We start from the raw sequence: 14927 nt of genomic DNA on the forward strand, positions 1-14927 counted from the left end.
GTAGTTGGGGCCTTGCCCCTGTGAGAGTAGGACGTCGCCAAGCAATTAAAGCACGAGTCAATTGACTCGTGCTTTTTTTATTTCCTAAGAAATAGGGGATTGTTCACCTAATAAAAATAGTAGGACATAGTAAGGGATTTTTTTTGCAGAGACCCCTAAAAATTGATAAATAAATGGATAATCTTCAGAGGCATAGCTTCCTAATAAGTCGTACCACCAGTCAGTCTCATAGCGAGAAATCATACTTAAATTGTAGAGCAATAAATAATGTATGAGTGGTTCTGGTAAGAATGATTTACAATTTCTTGCATTTTTAGTTATTGGCAAATAATAAGTGTTAGTATTGCAATCATAAAAAAAAGGTGTACTGTATAAAGGGTTCCATGTTTTAGTGGAAGCGGAAAATAACAGATCAGATTCAATGGCTTCACTTGGTGTATATTGTATAAAGAGATGTTTACAGGATGCTTCTATGTAACGAGAAAAACGTTCTTGCGTCATATGTAAGCGATCAAGTATGCCAGAAGGAAAGGAAATATGATGTTCATCTACTGTATTGACTTTATATAACATTTTCTCTTTTTGACTATGCTGAAATAAGGTTTTTAATTCGGGGATTTTTCCCATTAGTTCTAGCATAATAAATTTTTCAGCCTCCAAGTGTTTCATGTGAAACATCTGTTCCGCAACATGGGTGAATAATCCATTCTTTTGTACTTTAACCTCATCTTCTAAAAACTGATATCCCTGTTTTTTTCGTTTACGCGTTGTTACCCCGTGAGCTAAGACTGTTGTTGATTCTGGGTAGTTTGGATCAACAGTTAATAAGCATGCTTTTAAAAGCTGACTCATCCCATAAAATAACAACATAGGTTGGATGGAGAAAGGGGCAGTTTTACATAATTCATAATAGCTTTTTCCATGCTCTAAGTAATAAATAAAAGGATAACAATTTTCGAAGCTTTTTTTTTCAGCATTTTCAATAGGTAATTTTTCATAACAGCGGGCAAGATAACGCTGTACATGTTGGGATGAAAAAAAGAAACTTAATTGCTGCCAAGTATAAGGTGTTTGATGCATATATTACGCTCCTTTTATTATCTAAAAATTCTAACATATATGTACTTTCTTGACAGTATTTTAACCAATTGTTAAGCTACTAATAATAATTTCTGGTATCATGGGGGGAACAATTATGTGGGAATCTAAATTTGTTAAAGAAGGTTTGACATTCGATGATGTATTACTTGTACCAGCGAAGTCAGATGTATTGCCAAGAGAAGTAAGTGTTAAAACAGTTCTATCTGAAAGCTTGCAGTTAAACATTCCTTTAATTAGTGCAGGGATGGATACAGTAACAGAAGCTGATATGGCTATTGCAATGGCTCGTCAGGGCGGTTTAGGGATTATTCATAAGAATATGTCTATCGAGCAACAAGCTGAGCAGGTCGATAAAGTAAAACGCTCTGAAAGCGGCGTTATTTCAGATCCTTTCTTTTTAACTCCAGATCATCAAGTATATGATGCAGAACATCTTATGGGAAAATATCGCATCTCAGGTGTACCGATTGTAAATAATTTAGAAGAGCAAAAATTAGTTGGTATTATTACAAACCGTGATATGCGTTTTATCCAAGATTACTCTATTAAAATTTCCGATGTAATGACAAAGGAACAATTAATTACAGGTTCAGTTGGTACAACACTAGAAGAAGCTGAAAAGATCCTACAGAAATATAAAATTGAAAAGCTCCCTCTTGTTGATAATAACGGTGTATTACAAGGGCTTATCACAATTAAAGATATTGAAAAAGTAATTGAGTTTCCAAACTCTGCAAAAGATAAACAAGGTCGTTTATTAGTTGGAGCGGCAGTTGGTGTAACTGCAGACGCTATGCTACGCATTGATGCATTAGTAAAAGCAAATGTAGACGTAATTGTACTTGATACAGCTCACGGACATTCTCAAGGTGTTATTGAAAAAGTAAAAGAAGTTCGTACAAAATATCCGGAATTAAACATTATTGCAGGTAACGTTGCCACAGCTGAAGCGACACGCGCATTAATTGAAGCGGGTGCAAATGTTATCAAAGTTGGTATTGGGCCAGGTTCTATTTGTACAACACGCGTTGTAGCTGGCGTTGGTGTACCGCAATTAACAGCGGTATATGATTGCGCGACAGAAGCTCGTAAGCACGGTATCCCAGTCATTGCTGATGGTGGTATTAAATACTCTGGAGATATGGTAAAAGCTTTAGCAGCAGGAGCACATGTTGTTATGCTTGGTAGTATGTTTGCTGGTGTAGCTGAAAGCCCAGGAGAAACTGAAATTTACCAAGGCCGCCAATTTAAAGTATATCGTGGTATGGGTTCTGTTGGAGCAATGGAAAAAGGAAGTAAAGATCGTTACTTCCAAGAAGGTAATAAAAAACTTGTTCCGGAAGGTATTGAAGGACGTGTACCATATAAAGGACCTTTAGCTGATACAGTTCATCAATTAGTTGGTGGATTACGTGCAGGTATGGGATATTGCGGAGCGCATGACTTAGAATTCTTACGTGAGAATGCACAATTTATCCGTATGTCAGGTGCTGGTTTACGTGAAAGCCATCCACATCACGTACAAATTACAAAAGAGGCACCAAATTACTCTTTATAATGTCTTATATGTAAATAGATGGAGATTTGATATCTCTGTCTATTTTTTTTTGATTATGTTAGAATAACGGTTATGTGAGTACAAAGATATTGGGGGTAACAAAAGTGAAAGGTATGTTTTGCAAGCGATTCATTGCAATGGTAACAGTGCTTACACTATTTTGCAGCATGTTCGTTACATATGGCAGTGCATCGGCAGAAACAGGCCCTGCTTTAGATGTAGAAGCAGGAGCAGCAATTTTAGTAGAAGCAGATTCTGGAAAAATTTTATATCAAAAAAATGCAGATGAATTATTAGCGATTGCTAGTATGACAAAAATGATGAGTGAATACTTAGTTCATGAAGCAGTGGATAAAGGGAAACTTAAGTGGGACCAAAAGGTTAAAGTTTCTGAGTATGCACATAAGATTTCACAAGATCGCTCATTATCAAACGTTCCATTAGAAAATGGTGGCTCTTATACGGTTAAAGAGCTATATGAAGCAATGGCAATTTACTCTGCAAATGGTGCAACAATTGCTTTAGCTGAAGCAGTTGCAGGGAAAGAAGTAGACTTTGTAAAAATGATGAATGATAAGGCGAAAGAGTTCGGATTGAAAAATTATCAATTCGTAAACTCTACTGGCTTAACAAATCATGATTTAAAAGGACAGCATCCTGAAGGGACATCACCAGATGATGAAAATAAAATGTCTGCTCATGATTGTGCAATTCTAGCGCAACATCTGATTCAAGATTTTCCAAAAGTATTAGATACGGCTAAAATTTCAAAAAAGACATTCCAAGAAGGCGGGAAATATCCGATTGAAATGGCCAATTGGAACTGGATGTTAAAAGGGTTAGTTAAGGAATATGAAGGTGTAGATGGTTTGAAAACAGGATCTACTCCAGAAGCTGGTGATTGTTTCACAGGAACAGCGGAAAGAAATGGCATGCGTTTAATTTCTGTTGTTATCAAAACAAATTCTCATACAGCACGTTTTGATGAAACAAAGAAACTATTTGATTATGGCTTTACAAACTTTGAAGTGAAAAAAGCATATGCGAAAGGCTCTGCAGTAAAAGGACATGAAACTGTACGAGTGGAAAATGCAAAAGATAAAGATGTTGCAGTACAAACAAAACAAGCTATTACACTTCCAATGCCAAAAGGAAGTAAAGATGTATATAAAACAGAATTTAAAGATACAGGTAAAGAAAAAGAAGCACCAATTAAAAAAGGAACAACACTAGGACAAATGGTTGTATCGCCTAAAGATGCTAATGATCCTGGATTTTTATCAGGTAAATCATTACAAGTAGACCTTGTTACAAAAGCAGAAGTAGAAAAGGCAAACTGGTTTGTACGCTCTATGCGTGGCATCGGTTCTTTCTTTAGTGATATTTGGAACAGTGCTGTTGACACAGTAAAAGGTTGGTTTTAAGAGCTCCTCATTGTAGGAGCTTTTTTTTATTCCTATTTTTCATACCGACTTTATGAAAAAGTAGTGGACAAGCCTCTAATAGTTAGTGGTAGAATGTAAGAGTATTCTTAATTTTCGCCTTTAACGGGGAAAAGCAATTCACCTAGGGGGGTTTTTGTACATGACAAATGTAACAGGAACAGAACGTGTAAAACGTGGAATGGCAGAAATGCAAAAAGGCGGCGTTATCATGGACGTAGTTAACGCTGAGCAAGCAAAAATTGCAGAAGAAGCGGGCGCAGTTGCTGTTATGGCACTAGAACGCGTTCCAGCAGATATTCGTGCAGCAGGTGGCGTTGCACGTATGGCAGATCCAACAATTGTTGAAGAAGTTATGGGTGCTGTATCAATTCCAGTTATGGCAAAATGCCGTATTGGTCACCTTGTGGAAGCACGTGTGCTAGAATCATTAGGGGTAGACTACATTGATGAGAGTGAAGTATTAACTCCAGCTGATGAAGTATATCATTTAAATAAACGTGATTACACTGTTCCGTTTGTATGTGGATGCCGTGATATTGGAGAAGCAGCGCGTCGTATTGCAGAAGGTGCATCTATGCTTCGTACAAAAGGCGAGCCTGGAACAGGAAACATTGTAGAAGCAGTACGTCATATGCGTCAAGTAAACGCAGAAATCCGTCAAGTTGCGAGCCTACGTGAAGACGAATTAATGACATATGCAAAAAATACTGGTGCTCCTTATGAAGTATTACTTGAAATCAAACGTCTTGGCCGCTTACCAGTTGTAAACTTTGCAGCAGGTGGTGTAGCAACGCCAGCAGATGCAGCGTTAATGATGCAACTTGGTGCAGATGGTGTGTTCGTAGGGTCTGGTATCTTCAAATCAGAAAACCCAGAGAAATTTGCACGTGCAATTGTTGAAGCAACGACACATTACGAAGATTATGAGTTAATTGCAAGCCTTTCTAAAGGATTAGGTACTGCAATGAAAGGTGTCGAAATTTCAACATTATTACCAGAACAACGCATGCAAGAACGCGGTTGGTAATTAAAGGAGATTTTGAGATGGTTAAAGTCGGTATATTAGGTCTTCAAGGAGCTGTTCGCGAGCATGTAAAGGCAGTTGAAGCGAGTAGTGCAGAGGCTGTAGTTGTAAAACGTGTAGAACAACTTGAAGAAATTGATGGTCTTATTTTACCAGGCGGTGAAAGCACAACAATGCGCCGTCTTATTGATAAGTACGATTTTATGGAACCACTTCGTGAATTTGCGAAATCTGGTAAACCAATGTTCGGTACGTGTGCAGGTATGATTTTACTTGCAAACAATCTTGTTGGTTATGAAGAGTCTCATATTGGTGCTATGGATATTACAGTTGAACGTAATGCGTTTGGACGCCAAAAGGATAGCTTCGAAGCTGCACTTTCAATAAAAGGTGTTGGAGAGGACTTTATTGGTGTATTTATTCGTGCGCCGTACGTTGTGGGTGTAGGAGATAACGTAGAAGTTCTTTCTATGCACAACGATCGAATGGTAGCAGTAAGACAAGGAGCATTTTTAGCTGCTTCTTTCCATCCAGAGTTAACGGATGATCATCGTGTTACAGCATATTTTGTACAGATGGTAAAAGAGGCGAAAATGAAAAAAGTTGTATAAGTAACTTGCAACTTGTGTAAGATTATAGTAAATTGATGGTAACAATTTTATAAAATAAACGTGTTGATAGGAAGTAGTAACAAATGGTGTTTCTTATAGAGAGTCGGTGGCTGGTGAAAACCGATAGAAACAGTTTGTGAATCCATCCTGGAATGAAATGTGGAATATCTTTATGATTAGTAAACATTTCCGGTGAAGAGTCGTTATTTCTACTTGAGAGGAAAGTAGTATTGCTTTCAACTAGGGTGGCAACGCGGGTTAACTCCCGTCCCTTTTTACAGGGACGGGAGTTTTTTGTGTTTTATAAAATAAAAGGAGGAATATATAATGCTTGATATTAAATTTTTACGTGCGAATTTTGAAGAAGTAAAAGCAAAATTGCAACATAGAGGCGAAGATTTAACTGATTTCGGTCGTTTCGAAGAACTGGATACAAGAAGAAGAGAATTACTTGTTCAAACAGAAGAGTTAAAAAGTAAGCGTAATGAAGTATCTCAACAAATCTCTGTATTAAAGCGTGAAAAGAAAGATGCAGAGGCATTAATTTTAGAGATGCGTGAAGTAGGGGAAAAAGTAAAAAAACTTGATGATGAGCTTCGTGTAGTTGAAGAAGATTTAGAACGATTAATGCTTGCTATCCCAAATATTCCTCATGAATCTGCACCAATTGGTGACACAGAAGATGATAACGTAGTGGCTCGTACTTGGGGAGAGATCCAAGAATTTAATTTCGAACCAAAACCTCACTGGGATCTTGCAACTGACTTAGGAATTTTAGATTTCGAGCGTGCTGCTAAAGTAACGGGAAGCCGCTTTGTATTTTCTAAAGGTGCAGGTGCAAAGTTAGAACGTGCTTTAATTAGTTTTATGCTTGACCTTCATACAGAAGAACATGGATATGAAGAAGTATTGCCTCCATATATGGTAAACCGTGCAAGCATGACAGGAACAGGACAGCTTCCGAAATTTGAAGAAGATGCGTTCCGTATTGAAAGTGAAGACTATTTCTTGATTCCTACAGCTGAAGTACCTGTAACAAATATGCATCGTGATGAGATCTTAAGTGGAGACCAATTGCCAATCCGTTATGCAGCATTTAGTGCGTGCTTCCGTTCTGAAGCGGGTTCAGCTGGTCGTGATACACGTGGTTTAATTCGTCAGCATCAATTTAACAAAGTAGAGCTTGTGAAATTTGTAAAACCAGAAGATTCTTATGAAGAATTAGAAAAGTTAACAAATGATGCAGAACGCGTGTTACAATTATTAGGTCTACCATATCGTGTTATGAGCATGTGTACAGGAGATTTAGGATTTACAGCAGCGAAGAAATACGATATTGAAGTATGGATTCCAAGCTATGGCACGTATCGTGAGATTTCTTCTTGTAGTAACTTCGAAGCATTCCAAGCAAGACGTGCAAATATCCGCTTCCGTCGTGAGCCAAATGCAAAACCAGAACATGTTCATACAATAAATGGATCTGGACTTGCAATTGGACGTACAGTTGCAGCGATTTTAGAAAACTACCAACAAGAAGATGGTACAATTATAATTCCAGAAGTTCTTCGCCCTTATATGGGAGGAAAAACAGTTATTAAATAAATTAAAACTTTCATCGGTATGAGTGATTGGTAATTCCAGGTGTTGTCAGTAGCAACATGGAAGGAAAGGAAAAGTAATATTTTCCTTTCCTCGTAATTTATAATAGTAGGGTTGACTAACTGTTTTTCTTTTGTTATTATATTTGATGTCAATATGGAGGTATACCCAAGTCTGGCTGAAGGGATCGGTCTTGAAAACCGACAGGCGGCGAGAGTCGCGCGGGGGTTCGAATCCCTCTACCTCCTCCAGATATAATTGACAACAGCGCATATAAGTGGAGATTGGAGAACTCGTTACCAACACGTAACGAGTTTTTATTTTAAAACCAATCAGAAAGTATGATGTAAGGCAGATACTGCCTTATGAAACACTCATATTCCGATGATTATCTTCATAGATATGAAAGGAGTCAACATGGATCTTATTATACAAACATTTCCTTTAGATGGAAAAACTCTATACTACGTACAATGTCCAGTCTGTAAGAACAATAGAATTTTAAATAGTGGTGCAAACGTATCACGTATTATAAGCGATGATACATTTCGTAAACTTTGCGGTTGTACTTGTAATGTGAAAAAAGAAGTAAAAAAAGTAGAAGCATCTAAAAAAGCTGAGAAAAAGGCTGTGAAAAATGAAACAGCTCCAAAACGTACTGGTAAAGTATTAACAGCAATTATTAATGGGAAAGAAATGACCGTTAAAGAAATTGCTGAGGCATATGATATTAGTACAAGTACGGTTCGTCAGCGTATTAATGCTGGAAAATCAGAGAGCGAAATTATTGCTCCAACGAAAAAGAAAAAGTAAGTTAATAGGAAAACCCGTGCATATGCACGGGTTTTTTATTTTACAAGTTTACGTGTTTGTTTTAAAAAATGTCCAATTTTCTTAATGATTGGCTCGATCGAGTTTTCATCTTTTAAAATATCGTATTCATTAATGTTTAAGCGTAGGACAGGACATGAATTAAAGTTATTAATCCAATTTTCATAACGACCGTGCATTTCTTTCCAATATTCAACTGGAGTTTGTTGTTCCATCGGGCGACCACGTTCTTGAATACGACTGACAATATCATCAAAAGAACCTTCTAAATAGATTAATAAGTCTGGATGCGGGAAGTAAGGTGTCATAACCATTGCATCGAACAATCCTTTGTATGTTTCATAATCTGTTTCTGTCATTGTTCCTTTTTCGTGATGCATTTTCGCAAAAATTCCAGTATCTTCATAGATAGAGCGATCCTGGATAAAGCCACCGCCATATTCAAAAATTCTTTTTTGTTCTTTAAATCTTTCTGCTAAAAAATAAACTTGTAAGTGAAAGCTCCAGCGCGTAAAATCAGCATAAAACTTATCTAAATATGGATTTGAATCCACTTTTTCAAATGATGTACGGTAACCTAAAGCGTTGGCGAGTGCAGTTGTCATAGTTGATTTACCAACGCCAACTGTACCGGCAATTGTAATTACTGCATCATTTGGTATATCATACTGTTGCCTTAAATTCATTGCTATTTCGTCCCCTTTAAGAGTGTATTTTGGAGAGTGGATAAAATCACATTCAAGTCGTCACTGTTTTTCACGAAATCCATGTTATCTCCATTAAATTTTAACACTGGAATATCAGGATGGTCCTTTTTAAAAGTATCCATTGCTGTCTCGTAATCTTTGGTGAGTTGTAGTAAGTAATTTGGATCCATGTTTTTTTCAAATTCACGTCCGCGCATCGCGATTCGCTTTTGTAATGTCTCTAGACTTGCTGTTAAATATACAATGACATTTGGTACAGGCATATCTTGCGTAAGAATACGATAAATTTGCATGTACTTGTCATATTGAGCATCTTTTAATGTGCGAGATGCAAAAATTAAATTTTTAAATATATGATAATCTGCTACCACTGGCTTACTTTGATTCAAATATTTTATATTAATGTCTTCCAATTGCTTATAGCGATTACAAAGAAAGAACATTTCTGTTTGAAAACTCCATTCCTCAATGTTTTCATAAAACTTTCCCAAGAAAGGATTTTCATCGACAATCTCTTTTAATAAGTGGAGTTGCATGTGAGTTGAAATTTCCTTCGCTAGTGAAGTTTTTCCAACACCGATTGGTCCTTCAACCGTAATAAATGGTACTCCGGTCACGCTGTTTCCTCCTTTCAATTCATAATTTCCTGTAAATAAAAAGCACAAAACAGAATAATTGTAGCATAAGAGGGAAGCGAGCGGACTAATTTGTCATAAAAAGTTGAAAAATCGACGCATACTATTCAAATTTTAATTGAGGAGAGGGAGTAATATTCGCCTTCAATGTAGTTTCCATTATTTTTAAAGCGTGTTTATTATCTTGGTCAGAGTTAGAAGCAGTGCAATCTTGAGGCACATATAATGTATAGTTTCTCATATGAGCATCATTGGCTGTAAAGAGGATGCATATGTTTCCAGCAATCCCTGTTATGATAAGCTTTTCAATTTTTAAATGTCCTAATAAAGAATTTAAAGGAGTTTCATAAAATGCCGAATAATGTGGTTTAATAAACACATAATCATCTGCGCTGGGAGCGATTGATTGTATAATGTTTTTGCTATACTTATTTGTACAATGAGTAATAAGCTGGTTAATATCGGCTCTCCATAGTTGATAATGATCGTTAATATAAATAACAGGATAACCATTCATTTTCATTGTTCGTTTTAAGTGTAAAATGGGCTCTATAATCATTTGACATTTTTGAGCAAGGATGGGTCCATGCGAGAATTGGAAATCATTAATCATGTCAATAATGAGCAATGCGGTATTTTTCATATGTAATCACCCTTCCTTTTTCTTTAGGTTGGATTGAATGTGCGGAAGTTATCCCGCATCTGTAAGGAGAAGTGTAATTGGATAGTATGTATATTAATATAAATTGAAAGACCGACATAAAACCTTTCTTTTTGGGCAGGAGAGAATCCGATCGTGCGTAGAAGCGGTCAAATCCTTTTCCTGTCCCATGCCAAGTGAAAACAAAAGGATAAAATGAGTGAAGGTCACTTCTTGTTCTGCGTAGCAGGGGATTATATGTACAAAAATCAAAATGGATTGATATAGTAGTAAATGGTGATAATACTTTATTCGTAATGAGAGGACTGTATTATGGAACAAGATATTTATTTTATGCAGCTTGCAATAGAAGAAGCGAAGAAAGCTGAAGAAATACAAGAAGTTCCGATTGGAGCTGTTATTGTACTAGATGGAGAGGTAATCAGTGTTGCTCATAATTTAAGGGAGACAGAGCAAAGATCAATTGCTCATGCAGAGTTATTAGCTATAGATGAAGCTTGTAAAAAGTTAGGTACGTGGCGTTTAGAAAATGCAACGTTATACGTTACATTAGAACCATGTCCAATGTGCGCAGGTGGAATTGTTTTATCACGTGTAAAACGTGTTGTATATGGTGCAAGCGATCCAAAAGGTGGATGTGCAGGTACTTTAATGAACCTTTTAACAGACGAGCGTTTTAATCACCAATGTGAAGTGGTGCGTGGTGTGATGGAAGAAGAATGTGGGACGTTGTTAACAAACTTTTTTAAGGAACTGCGTAAAAGGAGAAAAGAGAAAAAGAAAAAATTGGATGAGAATATTGCTCGTTAACAGGTTTGCATTTTATGAAGAAACAAGTTATACTAATAATGCCTTCGTTAAGGCAACCGAATATTGGTTTTAACTTTGCCGTGCTAAGCGGGGAGGTAGCGGTGCCCTGTACTCGCAATCCGCTCTAGCGAGGCCGAATCCCTTCTCGAGGTTATGTTGCTGTAAGGCCTGCCTTAAGTAAGTGGTGTTGACGTTTGGGTCCTGCGCAACGGGACCCCGTGAACCTTGTCAGGTCCGGAAGGAAGCAGCAATAAGCGGGTCTTCTCGTGTGCCGCAGGAGTGCCTGAACCGAGCTAACTGCTTAAGTAACGCTTATGGTACGTAATCGACAGAAGGTGCACGGCAGTTATATATGTATACAAAACTCACCTTATATAAAAAGGTGGGTTTTTTGTATAGAAAATAACTTTTGGAATCTATAAACAGAATGGGTTATAATATACAAGATAATAACCTTTGAGGGAGGCCGTATTTTCGTGTCATACCAAGCGTTATACCGAACATGGAGACCGCAAAAGTTTGAAGATGTAGTCGGTCAAAAGCACGTAACAAAAACGTTGCAAAATGCCCTTCTTCAAGAGAAAGCTTCGCATGCTTATTTGTTTTCTGGCCCGAGAGGAACAGGTAAAACGACAATTGCAAAAGTATTTGCAAAGGCAATTAACTGTGAGCATGCTCCAGTAGCTGAACCTTGTAATGAATGTCCTGCGTGTTTAGGCATTACACAAGGGTCTATTTCGGATGTATTAGAAATTGATGCGGCTTCAAATAACGGTGTAGATGAAATTCGAGATATAAGAGATAAAGTAAAGTATGCCCCAAGTGCAGTGGGATATAAAGTATACATTATTGATGAGGTCCACATGCTTTCGATGGGAGCTTTTAATGCGCTTTTAAAGACATTAGAAGAGCCGCCACAACATGTTATCTTTATTTTGGCAACAACAGAGCCACACAAAATTCCACCTACAATCATTTCGCGCTGTCAACGCTTTGAATTTCGAAAAATATCAGTACATGATATCGTAGAGAGGTTAGCAACAGTTGTTACAAATGAAGGTACAAAGGTAGAGGATGAGGCGTTGCAAATTGTTGCGCGTGCTGCTGAAGGTGGTATGCGTGATGCGCTCAGTCTGATCGATCAAGCTATTTCTTATAGTGATGAAATCGTTACGACTGAGGATGTCTTAGCTGTAACAGGCTCTGTTTCTCAACAATATTTAGGTAACCTTGTAGAGTGTATACGTGAGAATGATGTATCAAGAGCATTGCGTATTATTGATGATATGATGAGTAAAGGGAAAGATCCAGTTCGTTTTATGGAGGATTTCATTTACTATTATCGTGATATGCTCTTATATCAAACTTCACCACAATTAGAACATATGTTAGAACGGGTAATTGTAGATGATCAGTTCCGTATGTTAAGTGAAGCAATGCAACCTGAGATAATTTATGAAATTATTCATACACTCAGTAAGGGGCAACAGGAGATGAAGTGGACAAATCATCCGCGAATTTTCCTAGAAGTTGTTATGGTGCAACTTTGTCAGCAATTTATGGTGCAGGCGAATGGGACAGACCGTTTGCAAGCAATTATGAACAGAATGCAACAATTAGAAAAAGAATTAGAACATGTGAAGAAGAATGGTGTGCCAGCTGGTGTAGGGCAGGAAGTAAGAGAGACGCGTACAGCACCAAAACCGGTGCGAACAGGAAGTATGAAAATCCCTGTTGGACGTGTACATGAAATATTAAAGCAAGCGAAACGTCAAGATTTAGAGCAACTAAAAGGCGTATGGGGTGAGCTGTTAGGGAGACTTAAATCCTATAATAAAGTAGCATTTGCTGTATTATTAGAGAATAGTGAACCAGTCGCAGCTTCTGCAGATTCTTATGTTTTAGCTTTCCAATATGAGATACATTGTAAAATGGCAAGTGAAAATCGTGACGCGATGGATACCGTAGAACAAGTTCTTTTTGAATTGCTCGGCAAAAGGTTTAATATGATTGCAATTCCGAAGAGTGAGTGGGGGAAAATACGCGAAGAATTTTTACAACGTGAAGGTGGAAATTCAGAAGAATCTGCAGAACAAAAAGTAGATCCACTCATAGAAGAGGCGGTAAAATTAGTAGGGCAACAACTTATTGAAGTAAAAGAATAATAACAATTAGGAGGAATTTATTATGATGCGTGGCGGAATGGGAAATATGAATAACATGATGAAACAAATGCAAAAAATGCAAAAGCAAATGGCGAAAGCACAAGAGGAACTTGGTGAAAAAACAGTTGAAGGTACAGCTGGTGGCGGAATGGTTACTGTTGTTGTAAATGGTCATAAGCAAATCCTTGAAGTGAAAATTAAAGAAGAAGTTGTAGATCCAGAAGATATCGAAATGTTACAAGATCTTGTATTAGCTGCAACAAATGATGCGCTTAAGCAAGCTGAGGAACTTTCAAACTCTACAATGGGGCAATTCACAAAAGGCTTAAACTTACCAGGTGGAATGTTCTAGTAGGAGGATATTGACACATGCATTATCCAGAACCAATATCAAAGCTTATAGATAGCTTCATGAAGTTGCCGGGTATCGGTCCGAAAACGGCTGTTAGATTGGCGTTCTTCGTACTAGATATGAAAGAAGATGACGTACTAGACTTTGCTAAATCACTTGTAAATGCAAAGCGAAATTTAACATACTGTTCTGTTTGTGGACATATTACAGATCGCGATCCTTGTTATATTTGCGATGATTCACATCGCGACCAATCGGTTGTTTGTGTTGTACAAGAAGCGAAAGATGTAATCGCAATGGAAAAAATGAAAGAATATCAAGGTGTCTACCATGTGCTTCGTGGTGCAATCTCACCAATGGAGGGAATTGGTCCAGAGGACATTAATATTCCGCAGTTGTTAAAAAGGTTACAAGATGAAACTGTACAAGAAGTTATTTTAGCAACAAACCCAAATATTGAAGGGGAAGCTACAGCAATGTATATTTCCCGCCTCTTAAAACCGACAGGTATTAAAGTGACTCGTATTGCGCATGGTCTCCCTGTTGGTGGAGATTTAGAATATGCCGATGAAGTAACATTATCGAAGGCTTTAGAAGGCCGTAGAGAAGTATAAGAGGAGAAATCAAAATGTTTTTTCAAAAAAAGGGAAAGTTGCGAAAAGAATATGATGATAAGTTAATTGCTTTATTAGAAAAAGTGAAGAATGAGTGGTTGCGTCAAAAAAGGATGGTAGAACAAAGTGTTGAACCATCTCAGGATGTACTGTGTTCTTTGAAATTAGCAGAAGCAAAATACTTTTTCTTACTAAAAGAAGCAAAAAGGCGTCCAGTAAAAATGGAACAATGGTAAAAGATCCTGGTTTTGAAACCAGGGTCTTTTTTATATTATTGAACGGTATTTTTTGTTTCCTTGTCCCATACATATAGAGTGTATAAGTTATATAAGGAGGAAGAAAATGAATTCTACATTGATTATTGGCGGAATCCTTACTTTGGTATTTGTTTTGCTGATCTTTGGGGTTTCAATGAAACCGGTGCAATTTATAGGGAAGCTGTTTGTTAAGGTAATGATAGGTGTAGTATTTTTGTTTGCCGTTAATGTGCTTGGAACATATTTTGGTTTTCATATTCCAATTAATATCGGTACAGCTTCTATTTCTAGCATTTTAGGAATACCAGGTATTTGTGCTTTGGTTATCATTAAATTATATATAATGCCAGGATGAAAATCATTTTGGCATTTATTTTTAAAAAAAGAAAAATAGTGTTGACTTATTAATTGTTAATGTGATAAATTAATAAGCGTCGTCAACAACGAAAGAAAAAAAGAAGTTGACGAAGTGATTGAAAGATGTTATATTATAAAAGTCGCTGAAACGCGATGTTGAACTTTGAAAACTAAACGAAACAAACAACGTGAAACGTCAA

16 protein-coding genes, 1 tRNA gene, 1 other RNA gene and 1 other annotated feature are annotated in these 14927 nt (G+C 37.1%); of the genes, 14 read left to right on the forward strand and 4 right to left on the reverse strand.

Features of this window, described 5'->3' with window-relative positions; translation table 11 throughout:
• Positions 1-84: 84 nt before the first annotated feature.
• On the reverse strand, positions 85-1080 hold the full coding sequence (locus J4P91_RS27290; protein WP_207996587.1) for a YaaC family protein: 996 nt from the start codon (positions 1078-1080) through the stop codon (positions 85-87).
• A gap of 115 nt (positions 1081-1195) precedes the next feature.
• Between J4P91_RS27290 and guaB the strand changes: the two genes are divergently transcribed.
• From guaB to J4P91_RS27325, 7 genes are all read left to right on the forward strand, one after another.
• Positions 1196-2659, forward strand: coding sequence for an IMP dehydrogenase (guaB, locus tag J4P91_RS27295; RefSeq protein ID WP_207996588.1), 1464 nt, complete (start codon positions 1196-1198; stop codon positions 2657-2659).
• A 104-nt stretch (positions 2660-2763) separates the two neighbouring features.
• Positions 2764-4083 (forward strand): serine hydrolase, encoded by a 1320-nt coding sequence (locus J4P91_RS27300; RefSeq protein WP_307802560.1) that lies wholly within the window; start codon positions 2764-2766, stop codon positions 4081-4083.
• A 160-nt stretch (positions 4084-4243) separates the two neighbouring features.
• On the forward strand, positions 4244-5131 hold the full coding sequence (gene pdxS, locus J4P91_RS27305) for a pyridoxal 5'-phosphate synthase lyase subunit PdxS (RefSeq protein ID WP_017150471.1): 888 nt from the start codon (positions 4244-4246) through the stop codon (positions 5129-5131).
• Positions 5132-5148: 17 nt separating this feature from the next.
• Positions 5149-5739, forward strand: a complete 591-nt coding sequence (gene pdxT / locus J4P91_RS27310) for a pyridoxal 5'-phosphate synthase glutaminase subunit PdxT (RefSeq protein ID WP_207996589.1) — start codon at positions 5149-5151, stop codon at positions 5737-5739.
• Positions 5740-5793: 54 nt separating this feature from the next.
• Positions 5794-6015: a binding site (T-box leader), on the forward strand.
• Positions 6016-6066: 51 nt separating this feature from the next.
• On the forward strand, positions 6067-7341 hold the full coding sequence (serS, locus tag J4P91_RS27315; RefSeq protein WP_207996590.1) for a serine--tRNA ligase: 1275 nt from the start codon (positions 6067-6069) through the stop codon (positions 7339-7341).
• Between the two features lie 155 nt (positions 7342-7496).
• A tRNA-Ser gene (locus J4P91_RS27320) sits at positions 7497-7589 on the forward strand.
• 166 nt (positions 7590-7755) lie between these two features.
• Entirely contained in the window at positions 7756-8151 is a 396-nt protein-coding gene (locus tag J4P91_RS27325; RefSeq protein ID WP_207996591.1) for a sigma factor-like helix-turn-helix DNA-binding protein, read from the forward strand.
• A 35-nt stretch (positions 8152-8186) separates the two neighbouring features.
• On the opposite strand, the gene J4P91_RS27330 is transcribed toward J4P91_RS27325, so the two are convergent.
• From J4P91_RS27330 to J4P91_RS27340, 3 genes are all read right to left on the reverse strand, one after another.
• Positions 8187-8855, reverse strand: coding sequence for a deoxynucleoside kinase (locus tag J4P91_RS27330; protein WP_207996592.1), 669 nt, complete (start codon positions 8853-8855; stop codon positions 8187-8189).
• Positions 8856-8857: 2 nt separating this feature from the next.
• Complete coding sequence (locus J4P91_RS27335; RefSeq protein ID WP_207996593.1) at positions 8858-9493, reverse strand: deoxynucleoside kinase; 636 nt, start codon at positions 9491-9493, stop codon at positions 8858-8860.
• Positions 9494-9614: 121 nt separating this feature from the next.
• A complete protein-coding gene (locus J4P91_RS27340; RefSeq protein ID WP_207996594.1) occupies positions 9615-10154 on the reverse strand; it encodes a cysteine hydrolase family protein in 540 nt (179 codons plus the stop codon).
• Between the two features lie 330 nt (positions 10155-10484).
• Here J4P91_RS27340 and tadA point away from each other — a divergent pair, with 330 nt between their 5' ends.
• The 7 genes from tadA (at position 10485) to J4P91_RS27375 (ending at position 14725) form a co-directional block, all read left to right on the forward strand.
• Complete coding sequence (gene tadA / locus J4P91_RS27345) at positions 10485-10982, forward strand: tRNA adenosine(34) deaminase TadA (RefSeq protein WP_207996595.1); 498 nt, start codon at positions 10485-10487, stop codon at positions 10980-10982.
• Between the two features lie 78 nt (positions 10983-11060).
• Positions 11061-11325, forward strand: an RNA gene (ffs, locus tag J4P91_RS27350) — signal recognition particle sRNA large type.
• A 133-nt stretch (positions 11326-11458) separates the two neighbouring features.
• On the forward strand, positions 11459-13147 hold the full coding sequence (dnaX, locus tag J4P91_RS27355) for a DNA polymerase III subunit gamma/tau (RefSeq protein ID WP_207996596.1): 1689 nt from the start codon (positions 11459-11461) through the stop codon (positions 13145-13147).
• A gap of 25 nt (positions 13148-13172) precedes the next feature.
• Entirely contained in the window at positions 13173-13499 is a 327-nt protein-coding gene (locus J4P91_RS27360) for a YbaB/EbfC family nucleoid-associated protein (protein ID WP_170958198.1), read from the forward strand.
• A 17-nt stretch (positions 13500-13516) separates the two neighbouring features.
• Positions 13517-14113: a recombination protein RecR gene (gene recR / locus J4P91_RS27365; RefSeq protein ID WP_017150461.1), complete on the forward strand. Its 597-nt coding sequence runs from the start codon at positions 13517-13519 to the stop codon at positions 14111-14113.
• 14 nt (positions 14114-14127) lie between these two features.
• Positions 14128-14349, forward strand: coding sequence for a YaaL family protein (locus tag J4P91_RS27370; protein ID WP_017150460.1), 222 nt, complete (start codon positions 14128-14130; stop codon positions 14347-14349).
• 106 nt (positions 14350-14455) lie between these two features.
• Positions 14456-14725 carry a pro-sigmaK processing inhibitor BofA family protein gene (locus J4P91_RS27375; protein WP_207996597.1) on the forward strand — a complete coding sequence of 90 codons (270 nt, stop codon included), beginning with the start codon at positions 14456-14458 and terminating at the stop codon, positions 14723-14725.
• The last annotated feature ends 202 nt before the right edge of the window (positions 14726-14927 follow it).

It is taken from the genome of Bacillus sp. XF8 (assembly GCF_017498755.1).
Taxonomy (GTDB): domain Bacteria; phylum Bacillota; class Bacilli; order Bacillales; family Bacillaceae_G; genus Bacillus_A; species Bacillus_A bingmayongensis.

Excerpts from the sequence above, each read along its gene's own strand:
- tadA (WP_207996595.1), top strand. The coding sequence starts at position 10,485 with ATGGAACAAGATATTTATTTTATGCAGCTTGCAATAGAAGAAGCGAAG.
- J4P91_RS27360 (WP_170958198.1), top strand. The coding sequence starts at position 13,173 with ATGCGTGGCGGAATGGGAAATATGAATAACATGATGAAACAAATGCAA.
- serS (WP_207996590.1), top strand. The coding sequence starts at position 6,067 with ATGCTTGATATTAAATTTTTACGTGCGAATTTTGAAGAAGTAAAAGCA.
- J4P91_RS27330 (WP_207996592.1), bottom strand. The coding sequence starts at position 8,855 with ATGAATTTAAGGCAACAGTATGATATACCAAATGATGCAGTAATTACA.
- J4P91_RS27340 (WP_207996594.1), bottom strand. The coding sequence starts at position 10,154 with ATGAAAAATACCGCATTGCTCATTATTGACATGATTAATGATTTCCAA.
- J4P91_RS27370 (WP_017150460.1), top strand. The coding sequence starts at position 14,128 with ATGTTTTTTCAAAAAAAGGGAAAGTTGCGAAAAGAATATGATGATAAG.
- J4P91_RS27375 (WP_207996597.1), top strand. The coding sequence starts at position 14,456 with ATGAATTCTACATTGATTATTGGCGGAATCCTTACTTTGGTATTTGTT.
- J4P91_RS27290 (WP_207996587.1), bottom strand. The coding sequence starts at position 1,080 with ATGCATCAAACACCTTATACTTGGCAGCAATTAAGTTTCTTTTTTTCA.
- guaB (WP_207996588.1), top strand. The coding sequence starts at position 1,196 with ATGTGGGAATCTAAATTTGTTAAAGAAGGTTTGACATTCGATGATGTA.
- pdxS (WP_017150471.1), top strand. The coding sequence starts at position 4,244 with ATGACAAATGTAACAGGAACAGAACGTGTAAAACGTGGAATGGCAGAA.
- pdxT (WP_207996589.1), top strand. The coding sequence starts at position 5,149 with ATGGTTAAAGTCGGTATATTAGGTCTTCAAGGAGCTGTTCGCGAGCAT.
- J4P91_RS27325 (WP_207996591.1), top strand. The coding sequence starts at position 7,756 with ATGGATCTTATTATACAAACATTTCCTTTAGATGGAAAAACTCTATAC.
- recR (WP_017150461.1), top strand. The coding sequence starts at position 13,517 with ATGCATTATCCAGAACCAATATCAAAGCTTATAGATAGCTTCATGAAG.